Source organism: Streptomyces sp. H27-C3, from assembly GCF_030063415.1.
GTDB lineage: Bacteria > Actinomycetota > Actinomycetes > Streptomycetales > Streptomycetaceae > Streptomyces.
In genome coordinates, this window is record NZ_JASITA010000008.1 from 66,254 (window position 1) to 85,033 (window position 18,780).

The 18,780-nt window shown below is 69.9% G+C and carries 19 protein-coding genes; 10 read left to right on the plus strand and 9 right to left on the minus strand.

Annotated features, from left to right (window positions below; genetic code table 11):
- The first annotated feature begins 80 nt into the window (after positions 1-80).
- From QMK30_RS09960 to QMK30_RS38765, 3 genes are all read left to right on the plus strand, one after another.
- The gene (locus QMK30_RS09960; RefSeq protein WP_283516889.1) at positions 81-1,373 is read left to right on the plus strand and encodes a M18 family aminopeptidase; all 1,293 of its coding nucleotides are present in this window, start codon (positions 81-83) and stop codon (positions 1,371-1,373) included.
- A gap of 144 nt (positions 1,374-1,517) precedes the next feature.
- Positions 1,518-1,745 carry a DUF6458 family protein gene (locus QMK30_RS09965; RefSeq protein ID WP_283516892.1) on the plus strand — a complete coding sequence of 76 codons (228 nt, stop codon included), beginning with the start codon at positions 1,518-1,520 and terminating at the stop codon, positions 1,743-1,745.
- 78 nt (positions 1,746-1,823) lie between these two features.
- Positions 1,824-3,179, plus strand: coding sequence for an AfsR/SARP family transcriptional regulator (locus QMK30_RS38765; protein ID WP_502963107.1), 1,356 nt, complete (start codon positions 1,824-1,826; stop codon positions 3,177-3,179).
- Positions 3,180-3,379: 200 nt separating this feature from the next.
- Here the strand turns inward: QMK30_RS38765 and QMK30_RS09975 are convergent, their stop codons facing one another.
- Positions 3,380-5,158, minus strand: a complete 1,779-nt coding sequence (locus tag QMK30_RS09975; RefSeq protein WP_283516894.1) for an NHL domain-containing thioredoxin family protein — start codon at positions 5,156-5,158, stop codon at positions 3,380-3,382.
- Between the two features lie 53 nt (positions 5,159-5,211).
- Between QMK30_RS09975 and QMK30_RS09980 the strand changes: the two genes are divergently transcribed.
- Positions 5,212-5,697 (plus strand): LURP-one-related/scramblase family protein, encoded by a 486-nt coding sequence (locus QMK30_RS09980; protein WP_283516895.1) that lies wholly within the window; start codon positions 5,212-5,214, stop codon positions 5,695-5,697.
- Between the two features lie 30 nt (positions 5,698-5,727).
- Here QMK30_RS09980 and QMK30_RS09985 read toward each other — a convergent pair whose 3' ends face one another.
- Positions 5,728-6,504 (minus strand): carbon-nitrogen family hydrolase, encoded by a 777-nt coding sequence (locus QMK30_RS09985; protein WP_283516896.1) that lies wholly within the window; start codon positions 6,502-6,504, stop codon positions 5,728-5,730.
- A gap of 187 nt (positions 6,505-6,691) precedes the next feature.
- Here QMK30_RS09985 and QMK30_RS09990 point away from each other — a divergent pair, with 187 nt between their 5' ends.
- Positions 6,692-7,516, plus strand: coding sequence for a maleylpyruvate isomerase family mycothiol-dependent enzyme (locus QMK30_RS09990; RefSeq protein ID WP_283516898.1), 825 nt, complete (start codon positions 6,692-6,694; stop codon positions 7,514-7,516).
- Positions 7,517-7,558: 42 nt separating this feature from the next.
- Here QMK30_RS09990 and QMK30_RS09995 read toward each other — a convergent pair whose 3' ends face one another.
- Positions 7,559-8,857 (minus strand): MFS transporter, encoded by a 1,299-nt coding sequence (locus QMK30_RS09995; protein ID WP_283516900.1) that lies wholly within the window; start codon positions 8,855-8,857, stop codon positions 7,559-7,561.
- The gene (locus QMK30_RS10000) at positions 8,854-9,540 is read right to left on the minus strand and encodes a GntR family transcriptional regulator (protein WP_283516901.1); all 687 of its coding nucleotides are present in this window, start codon (positions 9,538-9,540) and stop codon (positions 8,854-8,856) included. Before QMK30_RS10000 ends, QMK30_RS09995 begins: the two co-directional genes overlap by 4 nt.
- A gap of 187 nt (positions 9,541-9,727) precedes the next feature.
- Here QMK30_RS10000 and QMK30_RS10005 point away from each other — a divergent pair, with 187 nt between their 5' ends.
- Entirely contained in the window at positions 9,728-10,525 is a 798-nt protein-coding gene (locus tag QMK30_RS10005) for a VOC family protein (RefSeq protein ID WP_283516903.1), read from the plus strand.
- 66 nt (positions 10,526-10,591) lie between these two features.
- Here QMK30_RS10005 and QMK30_RS10010 read toward each other — a convergent pair whose 3' ends face one another.
- The gene (locus tag QMK30_RS10010; protein ID WP_283516904.1) at positions 10,592-10,768 is read right to left on the minus strand and encodes a DUF397 domain-containing protein; all 177 of its coding nucleotides are present in this window, start codon (positions 10,766-10,768) and stop codon (positions 10,592-10,594) included.
- 2 nt (positions 10,769-10,770) lie between these two features.
- On the minus strand, positions 10,771-11,649 hold the full coding sequence (locus QMK30_RS10015) for a helix-turn-helix domain-containing protein (RefSeq protein ID WP_283516906.1): 879 nt from the start codon (positions 11,647-11,649) through the stop codon (positions 10,771-10,773).
- Between the two features lie 227 nt (positions 11,650-11,876).
- Between QMK30_RS10015 and QMK30_RS10020 the strand changes: the two genes are divergently transcribed.
- The gene (locus QMK30_RS10020; protein WP_283516908.1) at positions 11,877-12,314 is read left to right on the plus strand and encodes an ATP-binding protein; all 438 of its coding nucleotides are present in this window, start codon (positions 11,877-11,879) and stop codon (positions 12,312-12,314) included.
- Between the two features lie 165 nt (positions 12,315-12,479).
- Here QMK30_RS10020 and QMK30_RS10025 read toward each other — a convergent pair whose 3' ends face one another.
- Genes QMK30_RS10025 through pdhA form a run of 3 tightly spaced genes read right to left on the minus strand, consistent with a single transcriptional unit; the run spans position 12,480 to position 16,059 of the window.
- On the minus strand, positions 12,480-13,889 hold the full coding sequence (locus QMK30_RS10025; protein WP_283516910.1) for a dihydrolipoamide acetyltransferase family protein: 1,410 nt from the start codon (positions 13,887-13,889) through the stop codon (positions 12,480-12,482).
- Between the two features lie 14 nt (positions 13,890-13,903).
- On the minus strand, positions 13,904-14,884 hold the full coding sequence (locus tag QMK30_RS10030) for an alpha-ketoacid dehydrogenase subunit beta (RefSeq protein WP_283516912.1): 981 nt from the start codon (positions 14,882-14,884) through the stop codon (positions 13,904-13,906).
- A 2-nt stretch (positions 14,885-14,886) separates the two neighbouring features.
- The gene (pdhA, locus tag QMK30_RS10035; protein WP_283516914.1) at positions 14,887-16,059 is read right to left on the minus strand and encodes a pyruvate dehydrogenase (acetyl-transferring) E1 component subunit alpha; all 1,173 of its coding nucleotides are present in this window, start codon (positions 16,057-16,059) and stop codon (positions 14,887-14,889) included.
- Between the two features lie 324 nt (positions 16,060-16,383).
- Here pdhA and QMK30_RS10040 point away from each other — a divergent pair, with 324 nt between their 5' ends.
- The 3 genes from QMK30_RS10040 (at position 16,384) to QMK30_RS10050 (ending at position 18,770) form a co-directional block, all read left to right on the plus strand.
- Positions 16,384-17,055, plus strand: coding sequence for a response regulator (locus QMK30_RS10040; protein ID WP_283516916.1), 672 nt, complete (start codon positions 16,384-16,386; stop codon positions 17,053-17,055).
- Between the two features lie 116 nt (positions 17,056-17,171).
- A complete protein-coding gene (locus tag QMK30_RS10045; RefSeq protein ID WP_283516918.1) occupies positions 17,172-17,597 on the plus strand; it encodes a pyridoxamine 5'-phosphate oxidase family protein in 426 nt (141 codons plus the stop codon).
- A gap of 45 nt (positions 17,598-17,642) precedes the next feature.
- Positions 17,643-18,770 (plus strand): phosphotransferase, encoded by a 1,128-nt coding sequence (locus QMK30_RS10050; protein ID WP_283517150.1) that lies wholly within the window; start codon positions 17,643-17,645, stop codon positions 18,768-18,770.
- Positions 18,771-18,780: the final 10 nt, after the last annotated feature.

Sequence of the window (18,780 nt, forward strand, 5' to 3'; positions counted from 1 at the left end):
TCACCCCCGCTTCACCCTCGCGAAGTCCCCACACCAGTCCCTGAGGCAGGCGCCTCGGGCCCCTAGTTATGGTGATCCCCATGAGCGCATCCGTCCGCTTCGATCGCGGCCACACCGACGACCTGATGACCTTCCTGGCGGCCAACCCGTCGCCGTACCACGCCGTGGCCGACGCCGCGGAGCGACTGGAGAAGGCCGGTTTCCGGCAAGTCGCCGAAAGCGAAGTCTGGGATGCGACAACGGGCGGAAAGTACGTACTGCGGGGCGGCGCGATCATCGCCTGGTACGTACCTGAGGGCGCCGACGCCCACACGCCGTTCCGGATCATCGGCGCGCACACGGACTCGCCGCACCTGCATGTGAAGCCGCAGCCCGACATGGGCACCCAGGGCTGGCGGCAGGTCGCCGTCGAGATCTACGGCGGGCCGCTGCTCAACACCTGGCTCGACCGGGACCTGGGCATCGCGGGCCGGCTGACGCTGCGCGACGGCTCGCACCGCCTGGTGAACATCGACCGGCCGCTGCTGCGCGTCCCGCAGCTTGCCGTGCACATGGACCGCTCGGTCAACACCGAGGGCCTCAAGCTCGACAAGCAGCGGCACATGCAGCCGATCTGGGGCCTCGGCCAGGTCACCGAGGGCGACCTGATCCGCTTCCTGGAGCAGGAGGAGGACATCACCGAGGGCGAGGTCGTCGGCTGGGACCTGCTGGCGCACGCCCTCGAAGCCCCGTCGTACCTGGGCCGTGACCGCGAGCTGGTGGCCGGCCCGCGCATGGACAACCTGATCTCGGTGCACGCGGGGGTCGCGGCGCTCGCCGCAGCCGCCGGCGCGGACGGCCTCACCAGCATCCCGGTGCTCGCCGCCTTCGACCACGAGGAGAACGGCTCGCAGTCGGACACCGGCGCGGACGGACCGCTGCTCGGCACCGTCCTGGAGCGCTCCCTGTTCGCCCGCGGCGGCAGCTACGAGGACAAGGCCCGCGCCTTCGCGTCGACGGTCTGTCTGTCGTCCGACACCGGGCACGCCGTCCACCCCAACTACCCGGAGCGCCACGACCCGACGCACCACCCCCAGGTCAACGGCGGCCCCATCCTGAAGGTCAACGTCAACATGCGGTACGCCACCGACGGCAGCGGGCGGGCCGTGTTCGCGGCGGCCTGCGAGAAGGCCGAAGTGCCCTGGCAGAACTTCGTGTCGAACAACTCCGTGCCCTGCGGCACCACGATCGGCCCGATCACCGCCGCCAGGCACGGCATCCAGACCGTCGACATCGGCGTCGCGATCCTCTCCATGCACAGCGCCCGCGAGCTGTGCGGGGCCGACGACCCGTACCTCCTGGCCAACGCGATGACCGCCTTCCTCGAAGCCTGAGGAGCCCCGGAAGCGCCGAAGCCCGAGGAGCCCCGAGAACTCGAACGCACCCTCCGAGCATGGCTGTTCCCGGTCCGGGTACGCGATGACGGACCGAGACGTACCGAACCGGGAACAGCCAATCGAAGTCCGGAGGCGAGTCATATGGGCCTGGGTGGCTGTATAGCCCTAGTCGTGGTGGGAGCAATCCTCACGTTTGCCACCGACTGGCAAATGGAGGGTGTCAATCTCCGCATGGTCGGGTTGATCATGATGCTGGTCGGCATCATCGGCATCGCCGTGTACACGAGCGTGCTGAAGCGGCGCCGCACCACACATCTGTCCTCCCCCGACGCGCCGATCGTGGAGGAGCATCACCGCCGATACGAGTGACGCGCGCAGCGGCGTAACGACAGGCCGGAACCGAGCGGCACGGCGGTATTCTTGCCTCCTCAACAAGGGGGAATACCTGTGGAGTTCCGGTTGCTCGGAGCCGTATCCGTCGCCACCGAATCCGAAGAGCTTTCCCTGGGGCCCGCCAAGCGCCGCAGCATGCTGGCCGCGCTGCTACTGCGGGCCAACACCGCAGTGACCATCGACCAGCTGATCGAAGCCAGTTGGGAGCACGAACCGCCCGCCCACGCCCGCACCGTCGTCCAGAGCCATGTCTCGCACCTGCGGGCGCTCCTGCACGGCGGCGCGGCCGGGCCGGGCGTCGAACTGACCACGCAGGGACCGGCGGCGTACGTCCTGCACCTGGCGGGGCCGCTGCTCGACGCGCACCGCTTCGACGAACTGGTGCGGCTCGCCGCCCATCAGCGGCGCCCGGCCGACAGCATCCTGATGCTGCGTGAGGCCCTCGCCCTGTGGCGGGGACCCGCGCTGTCCGGCACCGTCGACAGCGAGCCGCTGCGCGCCGCCGCCCACACGCTGACCGAGACCCGGCTGCTCACCGTCGAGGATCTGGCCCACCGCTACGGGCAGTTGGGCGAGCACACCAGGGCCGTCACCGTGCTGCGCGCCGAGGCCGTCGCGCACCCGATGCGCGAATCCCTCGCCGGCGCGCTGATGGTGGCGCTGTACCGGGCCGGGCGCCGGCCGGACGCCATCGACTGGTACCACCGCACCCGGCGGCTGCTCGCGGACGAGCTGGGGGCGACCCCCGGCCGGGTGCTCCAGGAGGCGTACGGCCTGATCCTGCAGCCCGAAGAGCCGGACCTGACGGAACACCGGGCACCCACCACCCCGGCCCCTTCGGCCGCTCCACCCCGGGAACGCCCCCCGGGGCAGGGCCGCCGGACGACAGAGCCGCACCTGGAACTGGCCCCACCCGCGAGGGAAACCGCAGCCCCCGGCCGGCGGGCCGACGAGGCCGTCGGGCTCGTCAATCTGGCCGTCGCGCAGGCGGCGGGCGACGACCTGGCCGAGGCCCGCGACAGCTGCGCCCGCGCCGTGACCCTCGCCCAGCAGGCCGACGACCGCCAGACGGAGATCCTGGCCTACCAGCATCTCGCCCGGCACTGCCTGACCGCGGGCGCCCACGAGGAGGCGCTGCGCCACGCGGAGAGCGGCCTCGCCCTGCGCCTGGGTGACGGCTCCATGACCCGCCGCGTCCTGCTGTTCACCGCGCGTGGCGAAGCCCTGGCCGCGCTGGGCAAGTGCGAGGAGGCCCTGATGCAGCTGATGGGCGCCGCGGGTCTCGCGGAGCGCGAGGGATACGACGAAGGCGCCTGCGGCGCCCTGTCCGTACTGCTGCGGATGACGGCCGAAGACGAGTACCAGCAGCGCTACGAGCAGGCGCTGGCCCGGCTGGCGGCGGCCCGCTGACCAAGCCGGGGAAGCAGGGGCCCGGCCGCGGCGCCCGTACCCGGCCGGTGCTCACCGCCCGCCCTCGGACCAGCGGCCCGCCCGCACCCGCCCGCCCGTCCGCGGCAGCCCTACCCGTCAGCACCCGCGGGCTCACGCGCCCGTACCCGGCCGCTGCCCACCGCCCGTCCCGCAACCGCGCCCGCCCGTCCTCCGCCGCCCTACGCGTCGTCCATCCCCGCGAGCACCAACGCCAGCCGGTCCGTCCCCGCCGTGGTCACCACGACCGGAACACCCCAGTCCTGCTGGTGCACATGACAGGCCGGGTACTCGTTCGCCGGGTCGTCGTCGCACGAGGCTGCCATCGCCGAGACATGCAGCACGCCCTCGGTGACCTCGGGGTTCAGCTCCAGCTCCCGGCTCAGATCGGTCCCGGCGCCGTCCCCCGCGACCAGCAGCTCGGGCGGCGTGGCCGACACCAGCAGCCTCGACGACGGGCCGTAGCGGGTGTCCAGCTTCTGACCGGCCGGCGCCTGGAACACCACGTCGAGCAGCAGCTTCCCCGGCGCCACCTCGGTCGCCGCCCGCTGCGTCCGGTGGGCGACCGCCTCCACCCGCACCGCCTCGTCGGGCAGCCGCAGCCGGGTCAGCCGGTGGCGCGCGGACTCGACGACCACGATGTCGTCCCCGATCAGCACGGCGTCGCTCGGCTCCCGCAGGTCCGTGGCCAGGGTCGTCACCTCGCCGGATGCCGGGTCGTAGCGCCGGAGCGCGTGGTTGTACGTGTCGCTGACCGCCACCGACCCGTCGGGCAGCGCCGTCACCCCGAGCGGGTGCTGGAGCAGCGCCTGACCGGCCGGCCCGTCCCGGTGCCCGAAGTCGAAGAGCCCGGTCCCGACGGCCGTGTGCACCACCAGGTCGAGGTCGACGTACCGCAGGGCGCTCGTCTCGGAGTCGGCCACCCACAGCCGGTCCTCGGTCGCCGCGAGCCCCGAGGGCTGCGCGAACCACGCCTCGGCCGCGGGCCCGTCCACCAGACCCTCGTTGGTCGTCCCGGCCGCCGCCGCGACGACTCCGGTCCCCGGGTCGTACGTCCACAGCTGGTGCACGCCGGCCATCGCGATCCACACCTTGCCCGCGAACCAGGCCACGTCCCAGGGCGAGGACAGCGCCACCTCCAGTGCGGGCCCGGAGTCGGGGGACCCCTGCCACCACTGCTTGCCGGTACCGGCAACGGTCTCGATCACCCCGGTCGCGGGGTCGAACGTACGGAGCCGGTGATTGACCGTGTCGGCGACCACGACAAGCCCGTCCGGCAGCAGCGCGAGCCCCTGCGGCTCCTTGAAGTCGCCGGGTCCGCCGATCCGACGCAGCACGCTCTCGCCGTCCGCCGCGAGCTCGACCAGCTGGTGCCGCGTCGAGTCGGAGACCAGGAAGGTGCCGGTGGCGGGCAGCAGCACCGCCTTGCCGGGGAAGCGCAGATCGGTGGCGACCGGCTCGGGCGCGACATACGGGCCGTCGCCGCGTCGCAGCGTGCCCTTCGCGCCGTGCTCCGCCTCCAGCTCCTCGACCAGCTTCTCGATGGCGTGGGCATGCCCCTCGCCCGCGTGCTGCGCGACGACGTACCCCTCGGGGTCGATGACCACGAGCGTGGGCCAGGCCCGCACGGCGTACTGCTTCCAGGTCACGAGCTCGGGATCGTCGAGGACGGGGTGGTGCACCTCGTAGCGCTCGACGGCGTCGACGACGGCCTGGTGCTCGGCCTCGTGCACGAACTTCGGCGAGTGGACGCCGATGATCACCAGCGTGTCCCGGTGCTTCTCCTCCAGCTCGCGCAGCTCATCGAGGACATGCAGGCAGTTGATGCAACAAAAGGTCCAAAAATCGACAATTACGGTGCGCCCCCGCAGGTCCGCGAGGCTCAGTTCCCGACCACCTGTATTGATCCACCCACCACTGCCGACAAGCGCGGGGGCGCGGACACGTGCACGTTTCGCCATACCCCTGTCCAACATCACGTCCATAGCGGTCATTCCGGGGTAGGCATCGCGCCATGAAATATCTAGTGCGCGACAAGATCTTCGCCATCGGTGACGACTACTGGATCGAGGACGAGGACGGGCAGCAGGCCTTTCTCGTCGACGGCAAGGCGCTGCGGCTGCGCGACACCCTGGAGATCAAGGACCCCACGGGCCAGGTCCTGATCACCCTGCGCGCGAAAATGCTCAGCCTGCGCGACACGATGACCATCGAGCGGGGCGACGAGCAGTTGGCGACCGTGCGCAAGAAGCGGCTCTCGCTGCTGCGCAACCACTATCGCGTGGAGCTCGCCGAGGGCACCGAGCTGGATGTCAGCGGCCGGATCCTGGATCGCGAGTTCACCATCGAGTACGACGGTGAACTGCTGGCCCACATCTCGCGGAAGTGGTTCCGGGTGCGCGAGACGTATGCCGTGAACGTGGTGCGCGAGGAAGCCGACACAGCCTTGCTGATCGCGGTCGCGGTGTGCGTGATCCGGATGACCGACAAGGACGACTGACGACGACTGCCGACTGCCGACTGCCGACCGTCAGGGCAGGCAGCGGTCCTTCAGCGCCGGGAACTGCTCGCGCGTCGTCGTGACCTTCGCCGGGTCAAGATCGACGGTGAGGACCTCCTCCGCCGTCCCCGCCTCGGCGAGCACCTCGCCCCACGGGTCGACCACGATGCTGTGCCCCGCCTGCTCGACCCCGGCGTGCGTGCCCGCGGTGCCGCAGGCCAGGACGTACGCCTGGTTCTCGACGGCGCGGGCGCGGGCCAGCAGGGTCCAGTGCTCGCGGCGCCGGGCGGGCCAGCCGGCCGGCACCACGAAGGCCTGCGCGCCCGCGTCGACCAGGCCGCGGAAGAGCTCGGGAAAGCGCAGGTCGTAGCAGGTGCCGAGGCCGAAGGTGAGGTCGTCGGTCCGCACGGTGACCAGCTCTTCGCCCGCGGCCATCATCACGGCCTCGCCCGAGTCGAAGCCGAAGCGGTGGATTTTCCGGTAGGTGCGGGCGAGTTCGCCGTCGGGGGAGAAGACCAGCGAGGTGTTGTAGAGCGGCCCTTCCGGGTCCCGCTCGACGATCGATCCGGCGTGCAGCCAAACCCCGGCGTCCCGGGCCGCCTTGGACATCACGTCGTACGTCGCACCCTCGACGGGTTCGGCCTCGGCGACGAACGATTCATAGGCGAAAGCACCGACGGGCCAGAGCTCCGGCAGGACCACCAGGTCGGCTCCGCGCTGTTCGCGTACGAGGGAAGCGACGCGCCGCCGACGGGAATTGACCGATTCGTCCGGGTCTACAGCGATCTGGATGAGGGAGGCGCGCACAGTACCACCGTCCTGGCATTCGAGCCGTCAACACAGGCCTACGATCGTCACACCAAAGCACTGCCGGGGTGCCACGGGGCAGCGTAACTTAGCGTGCGAGCCTCCCACGCAACCCAGTAAGCCGTCCTGTCGGCCAACCGCCGCCGCCCAGCCCGCTCCACCGCCACTGAACCGCACGAGGGGTCCCGTGACCGTCCATCCCAGCCTCCAAACCTACGCCGACGCCTGGACCCACTCCGTAGAAGCGATATCCGAGCTGGTGACGCCGCTCGTCGAAGGCGAGTGGAACCGCCGCACACCGTGCCCCGGCTGGTCGGTGCGCGACATCGTCTCGCACGTCATCGGCATGGAGTGCGAGATGCTCGGCGATCCTCGCCCGATCCACACGCTGCCGCGCGATCTCTTCCATGTGGCCTCGGAGTTCGCCAGATACATGGAGATGCAGGTCGATGTGCGGCGCCACCACACGGCGCCCGAGATGACCTCCGAGCTGGAGTACACGATCATCCGGCGCGCGCGCCAGCTCCGCAACGAGACGCGCTCCCCCGACACCAAGGTCCGTGCCCCGCTCGGCACCGAGCAGACCCTCGAACTGGCCATGCGGATGCGGGCGTTCGACATCTGGGTGCACGAGCAGGATCTGCGGGCCACGCTCGGCAGGCCGGGCAACCTCGACTCCCCCGGCGCGTTCGTCACCCGGGACGTGCTGCTTGAGGGCCTGGCGAGAGTCGTCGCGAAGGACGCGGGCGCCCCCGCGAACTCGGCGGTCGTCGTCGATGTGCACGGCCCGCTCGAATTCATGCGTACGGTCCGCGTGGACGCCCAGGGCCGAGGCACGGTGGACGGCGCGCCGTCGCTGGGCCCGCTGGCGACGATCACGCTGGACTGGGAGACGTACGTGCGGCTGGCCTGCGGCCGGGTGCGTTACGACACGGTCGCCGACCGGATCAAGGTCGAGGGCGACCACGATCTGGCGGACACGATCCTGCGGGCGTTCGCCGTGACGCCGTAACCCTGTTGACGCTGTAACGCCCCGCCACACAGGGACGTGCACCTACACAGGGACGTGCACCGCCTCGACGCGACTGGCGACCAGATGGTCCCGCTCGCGGCGGGCCGTCCGCTTGCGCAGCCGCAGGATCTGCGCGATCCCCAGCGCCTCAAGGACGAAGACCGAGGCGAACGCGATCCGGTAGTTGTCGCCGGTGGCGTCGAGCAGCAGCCCCACCGCGAGCAGCGTTGTCATGGAGGCGGTGAAGCCGCCCATGTTGACGATCCCGGACGCGGTGCCCTGGCGCTGCGGCGGGTTGGCCGGGCGGGCGAAGTCGAATCCGATCATCGACGCGGGACCGCACGCGCCGAGCACCGCGCACAGCGTGATCAGCAGCCACATCGGCGCGTGGTCACCGGGGTACGCGAGGGTGGCCGCCCACAGCAGGGCGGTCGCCCCGACCGTGCCCAGCGCGAGCGGGGCGCGGGCCTCGTGATGACGGGCGATGACCTGCCCGAAGACCAGCCCGAGAGCCATGTTGGACAGCACCACGAGCGTCAGCAGCTCCCCGGCCGTGGCCCGCGAGAGCCCTTGCGCCTCCACCAGGAACGGCATCCCCCACAGCAGCAGGAACACCATCGCCGGGAACTGCGTGGTGAAGTGCACCCACATCCCGAGCCGCGTCCCCGGCTCGCGCCAGGAGGCCGCGATCTGCTTGCGGACGTACGCACCGCCCGCGTGCTCGGCGGGCGCGGGCTCGTGCCCCTCGGGGTGGTCCTTGAGGAACAACGTCAGGAGTACGAGCACGAGCACCCCCGCCAGCGAGCTGCCCGCGAAGGTCGCGGTCCAGCCCACACCGTGCAGCATCCGGGCGAGGACCAGCGTGGAGACGAGGTTGCCCGCCATCCCGCACAGGGCCGCGACCTGCGCGATCAGCGGGCCGCGCCGGGCGGGGAACCAGCGGGTGCCGAGCCGCAGCACGGCGATGAACGTCATCGCGTCGCCGCAGCCGAGCAGCGCGCGGGCGGCGAGGGCAGTGCCGTAGGAGGGGGAGAGCGCGAAGCCGAGCTGCCCGACGGTGAACAGCACCACCCCCAGCGTCAGCACCTTCTTCGTGCCCCACCGGTCGACCATCAGCCCGACGGGTATCTGCATGCCCGCGTAGACCAGGAGCTGGACTATGGAGAACGTCGACAGCGCGGAGGCGTTGACGTCGAACCGGTCGGCGGCGTCGAGTCCCGCCACGCCCAGGCTCGTACGGAAGATGACCGCGACGAAGTAGACGGCGATGCCGATGCCCCACATCGCGGCGGCGCGCCGGCCGCCCGGCGGGTCGCCCGGCAGCGAGACCGCCGCACTCATCGGTCGTCCCCTCTGACAAGCACGCGGACCCGGCTGACGTGCCGGCGCACGCACTGTGCGGCGCCTTCCTCGTCACCGGCGCGGATGGCGTCCAGCAGCTCGGCGTGCTCGGTGATGTTCTTGGCGATGCGGTCGGGGTGCGCCTCCATGATGGTGACGCCCATGCGCAACTGCCGGTCGCGGAGCTGGTCATACAGCCGCATCAGGATCTGATTGCCGGCGTGCCGCACGATCTCGGCGTGGAAGCACCGGTCGGTGACGGCGACCTCGGCCAAGTCGCCCTCCTCCGCGCGCTGCCGCTGCTCATCAAGGAGCTCTTCCAGCCGTGCGATCAGCGCGGGGGACCCGGGCATGACGCGCCGCACGGCGAATTCCTCGACCAGCAGCCGGGTCTCCACGACGTCGGCGATCTCCTGCGCCGACACGGCGAGCACGAGGGCGCCCTTCTTGGGATAGAGCTTGATCAGCCCCTCGACCTCAAGCCGCAGCAGCGCTTCGCGCACCGGGGTCCTGGACACCCCGACGGCTTCGGCGAGGTCCCCCTCGGTGAGGAGGGTGCCGCCCTCGTAGCGGCGGTCGAGCACGGCGCGCTTGATGTACGCGTAGACACGCTCGGCGGCGGGCGGCTGCTTGGCGGGGGACGGGGCGGCGGGAGGGGGCGAAACAGAGGGCGCGGCAGGCATGCGCACAGCATAGATACAACACAGGTGCAACAGAAAACCCCGTCCGTATCGCGGAACGGCGCGGGCCGGGAGCGCGTCGGCGTGCCCGATTTTACCTACTTTCCCCGCGCGGGCCGCCGCCTACCTGATTACCGTGAAGGCAGGACAAAACGCAGGACGAACCCCAAACAGGAAGTGAATCAGAGCCATGGCCGTGCAGACAGAAGGAACGCCCTGTTGGGCCGACGCCGCGTTCGCCGACATGGAAGCCGCGAAGAGCTTCTACGGCGACGTACTGGGCTGGACCTTCGGCGAGAGTGCGCCGGAGTTCGGCAACTACACGCAGGCGTACTCGGACGGCAAGGCCGTGGCCGCCGTCGCGCCCCCGATGCCCGGACAGGACGACGCTCCTTCGGGCTGGTGCCTGTATCTCGCATCGCCGGACGTCACCGCCACCGCCCAGAAGATCCGTGACAACGGCGGTGAAGTGCTGGTGGACCCGATGCAGGTCGCCGACTTCGGCTCCATGGTGATCGCCCGCGACCCCGGGGGCGCGGTCTTCGGCGTCTGGCAGGGAAACACGCACGAGGGCTTCGAGGCGGTCGGCAAGCCGGGCGCGTACGCCTGGTCCGAGGTCTTCACCCGTGACGTGGAGAAGTCGGACGCGTTCTTCCCCGCCGTCTTCCCGTACACCGTGCGGCGGATGGAGGACGACGCGATCGACTTCAAACTCTTCGACGTCGGCGACGAGACCGTCCTGGGCCGGATGAAGATGACGGACGACTTCCCGCCGGAGGTCCCGTCGTTCGTCAACGTGTACTTCGCGGTCGAGGACTGCGACGCGGCGGTGGCGAAGGCGACCACGCGCGGCGGAAAGCTTCAGTTCGGGCCGATGGACAGCCCGTTCGGCCGGTTCGCGGCGGTCACCGACCCGGCGGGCACGGCCTTCTCGGTGATCGACCTCACTACGACGAAGGGCGAGATGCCGAAGCTGTCCAGCGCGTGACCTGAACACGACGTCGGCCTCCGGGACCAGCGGTGCGGTCCGGGAGGCCGATGCCGTGCCGTGCCGCTACTTGGCGACCCCGGCCCGGAAGGCGTCCCACGCGGCGGGGGCGAGGAGGACCAGGGGGCCGGCGGGACGCTTGGAGTCGCGGACGGCTACGGCGCCGGGCATGTTGAGGGCGACTTCGACGCACTCGCCATTGCCGCTGCTGTAGCTGGACTTCATGAACTCGAACTGCGGCATCTCTACAGCTCCCTGCGGATACGCTCAATCAAGGCGGCAGAGCCTCGTGGGGCGAGTCCGTTCCTGACGATCCGGTCAAACGCCACGCTGTGGTGCGTGGAATCGGCCTCAGTCTCCAGCCATAGCGTAGACGACGTGGTGTCCATGTAGACCACGTCCATTGCGCCAGGTTCAGCGAACGAGACGATACTGAACGCACTGGTCATCCCGGGGTGTGAGCCGGCGAGAAACGGCACTACCTGAAGCTTGACGCTCGGCAGTTCCGCCGCCGCCAAAAGGTGCGTCAACTGATCACGCATAACGTCCCGCCCGCCGACCAGCTGGCGCAGCGCGCCCTCTCCGACAACGGCCCACAGGTCCAGTGGAGTGTCTTCGGTCAATCGTGCCTGACGTGCCATCCTCGCCTCGACGAAGCGGTCAACCTCCTCGGGGTCCTCCCACTCGGCGTTGCCGATCGCCAGTGAGCGTGCATAGCCCACGGTTTGCAGCAGCCCTGGGACAAACGCCCCTTGCCAGGTTCGTACACCGGTAGCGATGTCCTCAAGCGCGACGTACTCGACCAGGGAACGCAGCTCGGGGTACTGGTTCCACCAGCCTTTTGCCTTGCGACGTTCGCGGTCAGCCTTGGCCAGATTCAGAAGACGCTCGATGATCTCGCGATCGCTGACGCCGTAGAACTCGCACAGCGCCCGGATGTCCGGATCCCGCATGGGCACCCAGCCCCGCTCCATTTTCACGATCTTCGAGTTGGTAGCCGTGATGACGTGGGCTGCCTGCTGCTGAGTTTTCCGGGAGGCGTCGCGCAAGCGCAGCAATTCGCCTCCGAGCTTCCGTCCCAGGACAGTTGAGGTCCGATTGCCGAGCTGAGCCGAATCAGTCACGGCGCGATTCTCCCTCCTGAGGGCTCACAGCGTCGACCTGCGCCACTCGTTCGAGACAAGTGTCTCCGAGTCACTTGCCCCAGAGAGCTTCTTCTCGCTACGTTCGGTACACACCCGCTCACCGAGCGGAGCCGTCCGGCGGAAGTGCACCGCTCCGCCCTGCGCGGACCGGCAGGGACACCGCCAACACCGGTACGGCGTAGGCCCGTACAAGGAGGTACGCGTCCATGACCAGCGCGAGCCCGACCGACGTCGTCAGCTACGTCCCGTACACCCAGAACGTCACCGTCGCCCGGCGCCGCGTCGCGCACGTCGTCTGCGGGTGGGGGCATCCGGGACTCGCCGGGGACGCCGCGCTCATCGCCGGAGAACTCGCGGCGAACGCGCTGCTGCACGGGTGCCTGCGGGACCGGCTGTTCCGGGTCGAAGTGAACCTGCTGGAAAAGGCGTTACGTATCGCCGTCACCGACCCGCGCGGCGAACGCCACCCGCAGCCGCGCCACGCGCTGGACGACGAGCAGTTCGGGCGGGGCCTCACCATCGTCGCGGCCCTCGCATCCCGGTGGGGCGTCGAGCCGCTCACCGTGGGCAAGACTGTGTGGGCGGAAGTGGATCTCGCGCCGCAGTGCGCCGCCCCGGGCTCCATCGGCCACTCGGCACGCTGACCACAGCGCGCGTGTGTCACCGTGCGGACACCTGGACGGGTCCGTCGGCGTCTTGTACCTGTCCGTTCGAGCACACATACGTGCGGCACCGAACCAAGTCGGCGCCGCACGTGTGTGGTCTTTCTTCGGGCCGTCGGGGCATCAGGCCGTCAGGGCATCAGGCCGTCACGCCCAAGTAATCAACCGCTTCGGCTGTTCCAGAATCGCCGCGACATCCGCGAGGACCCGGGAGCCCAGCTCGCCGTCGACCAGGCGGTGATCGAAGGACAGGGCGAGGGTCGTCACCTGCCGGGGCTTGACCTTGCCCTTGTGGACCCACGGCTGGAGCTTGATCGCACCGACCGCGAGGATCGCGGACTCGCCCGGGTTGAGGATCGGCGTGCCGGTGTCGATGCCGAAGACGCCGACGTTGGTGATGGTCACCGTGCCGCCCTGCATCGCCGCAGGTGACGTCTTGCCCTCGCGGGCCGTCGTCACCAACTCGCCGAGCGACGCTGCCAGTTCGGGCAGCGTCTTGGCGTGCGCGTCCTTGATGTTCGGGACGATCAGGCCGCGTGGGGTGGCGGCGGCGATGCCCAGGTTCACGTAGCTCTTGTGCACGATCTCCTGGTTCGCCTCGTCCCAGGCCGCGTTGACGTCCGGGTTGCGCTTGATGGCGACCAGCAGGGCCTTGGAGATGAGGAGCAGCGGGTTGACCCGTACCCCGGCCATGTCCTTGTCGGCCTTCAGCTCCTCGACGAGCTTCATCGTGCGCGTCACGTCGAAGGTGACGAACTCGGTGACGTGCGGCGCGGTGAAGGCGCTGTTCACCATGGCTGTCGCGATGGCCTTGCGTACGCCCTTGATGGGGGTACGGGTCTCCCGCGCGCCCGCGTCCACCGCCACCGGTGCCGACGTCACCACGGCGGGCTCGGCGACCGGCTGCGCCTGCGGTGCGGCCACCGCGGCGTGGACGTCCTCGCGGGTGACGACGCCGTCCGGGCCCGTCGGCGTGATCGTCGCGAGGTCGATGCCCAGGTCCTTGGCGAGCTTGCGGACCGGGGGCTTGGCCAGCGGGCGGGCCCCGGCGGGCGCCGGGGCCGTCGCGGTAACCGCGCCGCTGTGCCCGTTCATCTCGGCCTGGAGCGCGGCGGCCGCCTGCTGGGCCGGCTGCGCCTGTTCAGGAACAGCCGTGGCGTTGCCCTTGCGCGGGCGGCGCTTGGTGGACGCCTCGGACACGCCGTAGCCGACGAGGACCGGCGTACGGCCCTTGGGTGCGTCGGCCACCACCGGCTCGGGAGCGGCGGCCGGAGCGGCCGGCAGCGCCGTGCCCGGCGCCACGTCGACGGTGATGATCACCTGGCCGACGTCGACCGTCACGCCCTCGCCGAAGCGCAGCTCGTGCACCACCCCGTCGTACGGGATGGGCAGTTCGACGGCCGCCTTCGCGGTCTCGACCTCGCACACGACCTGGCCGTCGGTGACGGTGTCGCCCGGCTGGACGTACCACTTGAGGATCTCCGCCTCGGTGAGCCCCTCGCCCACGTCGGGCATCTTGAACTCACGGAAACGCTGGGAAGTCTGGGTCTCAGTCATCGTCACGGCTCTCCTCAGTACGCAAGCGAGCGGTCGACGGCGTCGAGTACCCGGTCGAGGCCCGGCAGGTACTCGTCCTCCAGGCGGGCGGGCGGGTACGGGGCGTGGTAGCCGCCGACCCGCAGCACCGGCGCCTCCAGGTGGTAGAAGCACCGCTCAGTGATGCGGGCCGCGATCTCCGCGCCCGAACCGTAGAAGACCGGAGCCTCGTGCACCACCACCAGGCGGCGCGTCTTCTCCACCGACGTCTGGATCGTGTCGAAGTCGATGGGGGACATCGAGCGCAGATCGAGCACCTCGACGGACTTGCCCTCCTCGGCCGCGGCAGCCGCGGCCTCGACGCAGACCTTCACCATCGGGCCGTACGCCGCGAGCGTCAGGTCCGAACCCGCCTGGACCACACGGGCCTTGTGGAGCGGGCCCGGAATGGCCTCGGTGTCGACCTCGCTCTTGTCCCAGTAGCGCCGCTTCGGCTCGAAGAAGATCACCGGGTCGTTGCTCTGGATGGCCTGCTGCATCATCCAGTACGCGTCGGACGAGTTGGAGGGCGAGACCACCTTCAGGCCCGCGACGTGCGCGAAGAGCGCCTCGGGGGACTCGCTGTGGTGCTCGACCGCGCCGATGCCGCCGCCGTACGGAATGCGGATGACGACCGGCATCTTGATCTTGCCGAGCGAGCGGGCGTGCATCTTCGCGAGCTGCGTGACGATCTGGTCGTACGCGGGGAAGACGAACCCGTCGAACTGGATCTCCACGACCGGGCGGTAGCCGCGCAGCGCCAGGCCGATCGCCGTGCCGACGATGCCGGACTCGGCGAGCGGGGTGTCGATGACCCGGTCCTCGCCGAAGTCCTTCTGGAGCCCGTCGGTGACCCGGAAGACGCCGCCGAGCTTGCCGACGTCCTCACCCATGATCAGGACCTTGGGGTCGGTTTCGAGGGCCTTGCGCAGTGACTCGTTGATCGCTTTGGCGAGGGGCAACTTCTGTGCGGCCATGATTAGTTGCCCTCCTCGGACGCAGAGCCCTCGGTGAAGGACGCCTGGTAGGCGAGGAACTGCGCGCGCTCCTCGTCGACGAGCGCGTGCCCGTCGGCGTAGACGTTCTCGAAGATCGCCAGCTGGTCGGGCTGGGGCATCGCCCGCACCGCCTCGCGGACCCGCTTGCCGAGCGTCTCGCTCTCGTCCTCAAGACCGGCGAAGTACGCCTCGTCGGCCAGGCCCTCCTTCTCCAGGTACGCGCGCACCCGCAGGATCGGGTCCTTCGCCACCCAGGCCTCGCGCTCCTCGTCCGCCCGGTACTTGGTCGGGTCGTCGGAGGTGGTGTGGGCGCCCATCCGGTACGTGAACGCCTCGACCAGCGTCGGACCCTCGCCGCGGCGGGCGCGCTCCAGCGCCCAGCGGGTCACGGCCAGGCAGGCAAGCACGTCATTGCCGTCGACGCGGACGCCGGGGAAGCCGTAGCCCTGCGCGCGCTGGTAGAGCGGAACGCGCATCTGCTTCTCGGTGGGCTCGGAGATCGCCCACTGGTTGTTCTGGCAGAAGAAGACGACCGGGGCGTTGTAGACCGCGCCGAAGGTGAAGGCTTCCGCCACATCGCCCTGGCTGGAGGCGCCGTCACCGAAGTACGCGATGACCGCGGAGTCCGCGCCGTCCTTGGCGACACCCATCGCGTAACCGGTCGCGTGCAGCGTCTGCGAGCCGATGACGATCGTGTACAGATGGAAATTATTCGTGGTCGGGTCCCAGCCGCCGTGGTTCACACCACGGAACATGCCGAGCAGATTGGTCGGGTCGACCCCACGACACCAGGCGACTCCGTGCTCGCGGTACGTCGGGAAGACGTAGTCGTCGTCGCGCAGGGCGCGGGCGGAGCCGATCTGGGCGGCCTCCTGGCCGAGCAGCGAGGCCCACAGGCCCAGCTCGCCCTGACGCTGGAGCGCGGTGGCCTCGGCGTCGAAGCGACGCGTGAGGACCATGTCCCGGTACAGCGCGCGCAGCTCGTCCGCGCTCAGGTCGATCGCGTAGTCCGGGTGCTCGACCCGGACGCCGTCGGGCGTGAGCAGCTGTACGAGCTCGGGGTCCGTGCCGGTCTCAGGCTGGGGTTTCTTGGCGCTGACGCGCTTGGTGCTGCTGCGTCGTGGCTTACGCGCGGCAGTGCTCTCCACGGTCACGTGCGTGCTCCTCCGTCTGTCCGGCCCCCGGGGTAGCCGGTGACCAGTGCGGCTCGCCTGTATCCGTCCTTGTGCACGGGGTGGGTGCGACTCGGCGGGGAACAGGCGTGACAGGTGCCCCGGCGAGCGCCCTGCAATAAGCACGTTACCCAGTGCTTCGCACAACTGCGAAACCCCACTTGACCTGCGATTTTGCTTGGATTTCCAAGTAAATCGAGGAATTCGGGAACAACCACTGGTCACAGCCTCGCAGGCCGCCGGAACAACGGCACGTTATCCCGCTCACCAGCGGCACGGGAAGACTTGGTGTGTGAGGATGACGGCGTGCGCGAAGATGGAAAAATCCAGGTATTTCTGGTTGACGACCACGAGGTCGTCCGCCGCGGTGTCCATGAGCTGCTCTCCACAGAGGACGACATCGAGGTCGTCGGCGAGGCAGGAACGGCGGCAGATGCCCTGGTCAGGATCGTTGCGACCCGTCCGGACGTAGCCGTTCTCGACGTACGCCTGCCCGACGGCAGCGGTGTGGAGGTCTGCCGCGAGGTCCGTTCACAGAACGAGGACATCAAATGCCTGATGTTGACCTCGTACGCGGACGACGAGGCCCTTTTCGACGCAATTATGGCGGGCGCATCCGGTTACGTACTCAAGGCGATCCGCGGCAATGAGCTGCTGAACGCCGTACGGGACGTCGCGGCCGGCAAGTCGCTGCTCGACCCGGTGGCCACTGCCCGCGTCCTGGAGCGGCTGCGCTCGGGCAACAGCCCCAAGAGCGACAGCAGGCTCGCGAACCTCACCGAGCAGGAGCGCAAGATCCTGGACCTGATCGGCGAGGGCCTGACCAACCGGGTGATCGGCGAAAGACTGCACCTCGCCGAGAAGACGATCAAGAATTACGTCTCCAGCCTGCTCTCCAAGCTGGGTATGGAACGCCGCTCGCAGGCCGCCGCCTATGTGGCGCGCAAGCAGGCGGAGGAGAACAAGTCGCACCGCTGACGGTGGCAAGCACCTCGGTCGTGATGACACAGAGTTCCTGATCGTTATCACTGCGGGACTTTCTTCGGGACTTACGTCCCTTCCGGGCGCCCGGAAGGTGTCCGAGAGTGAATTCCATGCCTTCCGCGTCTTCCGAGGAACTCCACGCCGTCGAACTGCTCCGCCGCGTCCCGTACGGCCGAGTCGCGACGAGCATGCGAGCCCTGCCGTTCCTGGCCGTCGCCAGGCACGTCGTGGTGGAGGGCCGGGTGCTGCTGCGCATGCACACCGGATTCGGCCACCACCAGGCCTGCAACGGCAGCGTGGTCGCGTACGGCGCGGACAATTTCAACTCCAGCGCCGACGAGCTGTGGTCCGTCCAGTTCACCGGCACCGCCGAGATCTTCGAGCCGACCAACGCCGAGCTCGAACTCTTCGGCTCCGGGCCGCTGTACGTCGACGGCGCGCTCTTCGACCCGGTCTACATGCGCATCGAACCGCGGTTCGTCACCGTGCACTCGCTGCACGGTGCCCAGGAGCGACAGTTCGAGCACGCACTGTGATCTAACATCTGGCGAGTGCCACGCTCATATGCACCCGCCGCGCCCCTGCCCGCAGCCGCATGCCCCGCAGCCTCCACAGCGTCCGCCAGGGCCCCGCTGCCGCCCGTACGCGCCCTGCTGCGCCGCTACACGAACACCGGTGAGCCCCTGTCCTGCGAGCCCGTCGCACAGGGCCTGCTGAACCACGGCTACCGCCTCGCCACCACCCGGGGCGACTTCTTCCTCAAGCACCACCTCGACGGCGACCACGCCACCATCAGCCGCCAGCACCGCGCCACCCATCACCTCCAGACACTCGGCATCCCCGTCGCGCCGCCCGTCGAGGACACCGACGGCGGCACCGTGACGGTGATCGGGGGCCGCTACTACGCGCTGCACCCCTGGATCGACGGCCGGCACCGCGACGGCGCCCAGCTCACGGCGGTGGAGTCACTGCGGCTGGGGTCGCTGCTCGGGCTCGTGCACACCTGCCTCGACCTGGTGATGGGGGCGGAGGCGCGGCGGCCTCCCGATCGCGCCGACGCGTCCGGTTCCGCCCGCCCGATTCCGCCCGCCCGACCGGGCGAAGCCGCGGATCCGGCCGATCCCACCGGCCTGGCCGATCCCGCCGATCCCGCCGACACGTACGAGCTGATCGGCGAGCTGCTGACGCTGGCCCGTGGCCGGCTGCCCCGCCGCGCCTTCGACGTACTCGCCGAGCACCGTCTCCTGGAACGCCGCGACCTGCTGGAACGGCACGCGCACCGGCGGCCCCCGCCGGTCGCCGAGCCCGCCACCGGGTGGGTGCACGGCGACTTCCATCCGCTCAATCTGCTCTACCGGGGCGCCGAGCCCGCCGCGATCGTCGACTGGGACCGGCTCGCCGTGCAGCCCCGCGCGGAGGAGGCCGTACGGGCCGCGGCGATCTTCTTCGTACGGCCCACCGGGGAACTGGAGTTGGCGAAGGTACGCGCCTACGCGCGCGCGTACCGGTGCGCGGCGGGGGCGGACGCGGCCGAACTGGCCGCCGCGGTGCACCGGGTGTGGTGGGAGCGGCTCAACGACTTCTGGATACTGCGCTGGCGCTACCAGCTGCACGACCGCAGGGCCGACCCGCAGTTTCCTGCGGCGTCGGCCCTGGCGGTGTGGTGGACGAAGGAGTACGAGGCGGTGTGCGAGGCGTTCGCGGGGTGACGCGCCCGGC

What these genes read in the sequence shown, in the direction of transcription:
- QMK30_RS09960 (WP_283516889.1), top strand. Translation starts at nt 81, where the DNA reads ATGAGCGCATCCGTCCGCTTCGATCGCGGCCACACCGACGACCTGATG.
- QMK30_RS09965 (WP_283516892.1), top strand. Translation starts at nt 1,518, where the DNA reads ATGGGCCTGGGTGGCTGTATAGCCCTAGTCGTGGTGGGAGCAATCCTC.
- QMK30_RS09975 (WP_283516894.1), bottom strand. Translation starts at nt 5,158, where the DNA reads ATGGCGAAACGTGCACGTGTCCGCGCCCCCGCGCTTGTCGGCAGTGGT.
- QMK30_RS09980 (WP_283516895.1), top strand. Translation starts at nt 5,212, where the DNA reads ATGAAATATCTAGTGCGCGACAAGATCTTCGCCATCGGTGACGACTAC.
- QMK30_RS09995 (WP_283516900.1), bottom strand. Translation starts at nt 8,857, where the DNA reads ATGAGTGCGGCGGTCTCGCTGCCGGGCGACCCGCCGGGCGGCCGGCGC.
- QMK30_RS10000 (WP_283516901.1), bottom strand. Translation starts at nt 9,540, where the DNA reads ATGCCTGCCGCGCCCTCTGTTTCGCCCCCTCCCGCCGCCCCGTCCCCC.
- QMK30_RS10005 (WP_283516903.1), top strand. Translation starts at nt 9,728, where the DNA reads ATGGCCGTGCAGACAGAAGGAACGCCCTGTTGGGCCGACGCCGCGTTC.
- QMK30_RS10010 (WP_283516904.1), bottom strand. Translation starts at nt 10,768, where the DNA reads ATGCCGCAGTTCGAGTTCATGAAGTCCAGCTACAGCAGCGGCAATGGC.
- QMK30_RS10020 (WP_283516908.1), top strand. Translation starts at nt 11,877, where the DNA reads ATGACCAGCGCGAGCCCGACCGACGTCGTCAGCTACGTCCCGTACACC.
- QMK30_RS10025 (WP_283516910.1), bottom strand. Translation starts at nt 13,889, where the DNA reads ATGACTGAGACCCAGACTTCCCAGCGTTTCCGTGAGTTCAAGATGCCC.
- QMK30_RS10030 (WP_283516912.1), bottom strand. Translation starts at nt 14,884, where the DNA reads ATGGCCGCACAGAAGTTGCCCCTCGCCAAAGCGATCAACGAGTCACTG.
- QMK30_RS10045 (WP_283516918.1), top strand. Translation starts at nt 17,172, where the DNA reads ATGCCTTCCGCGTCTTCCGAGGAACTCCACGCCGTCGAACTGCTCCGC.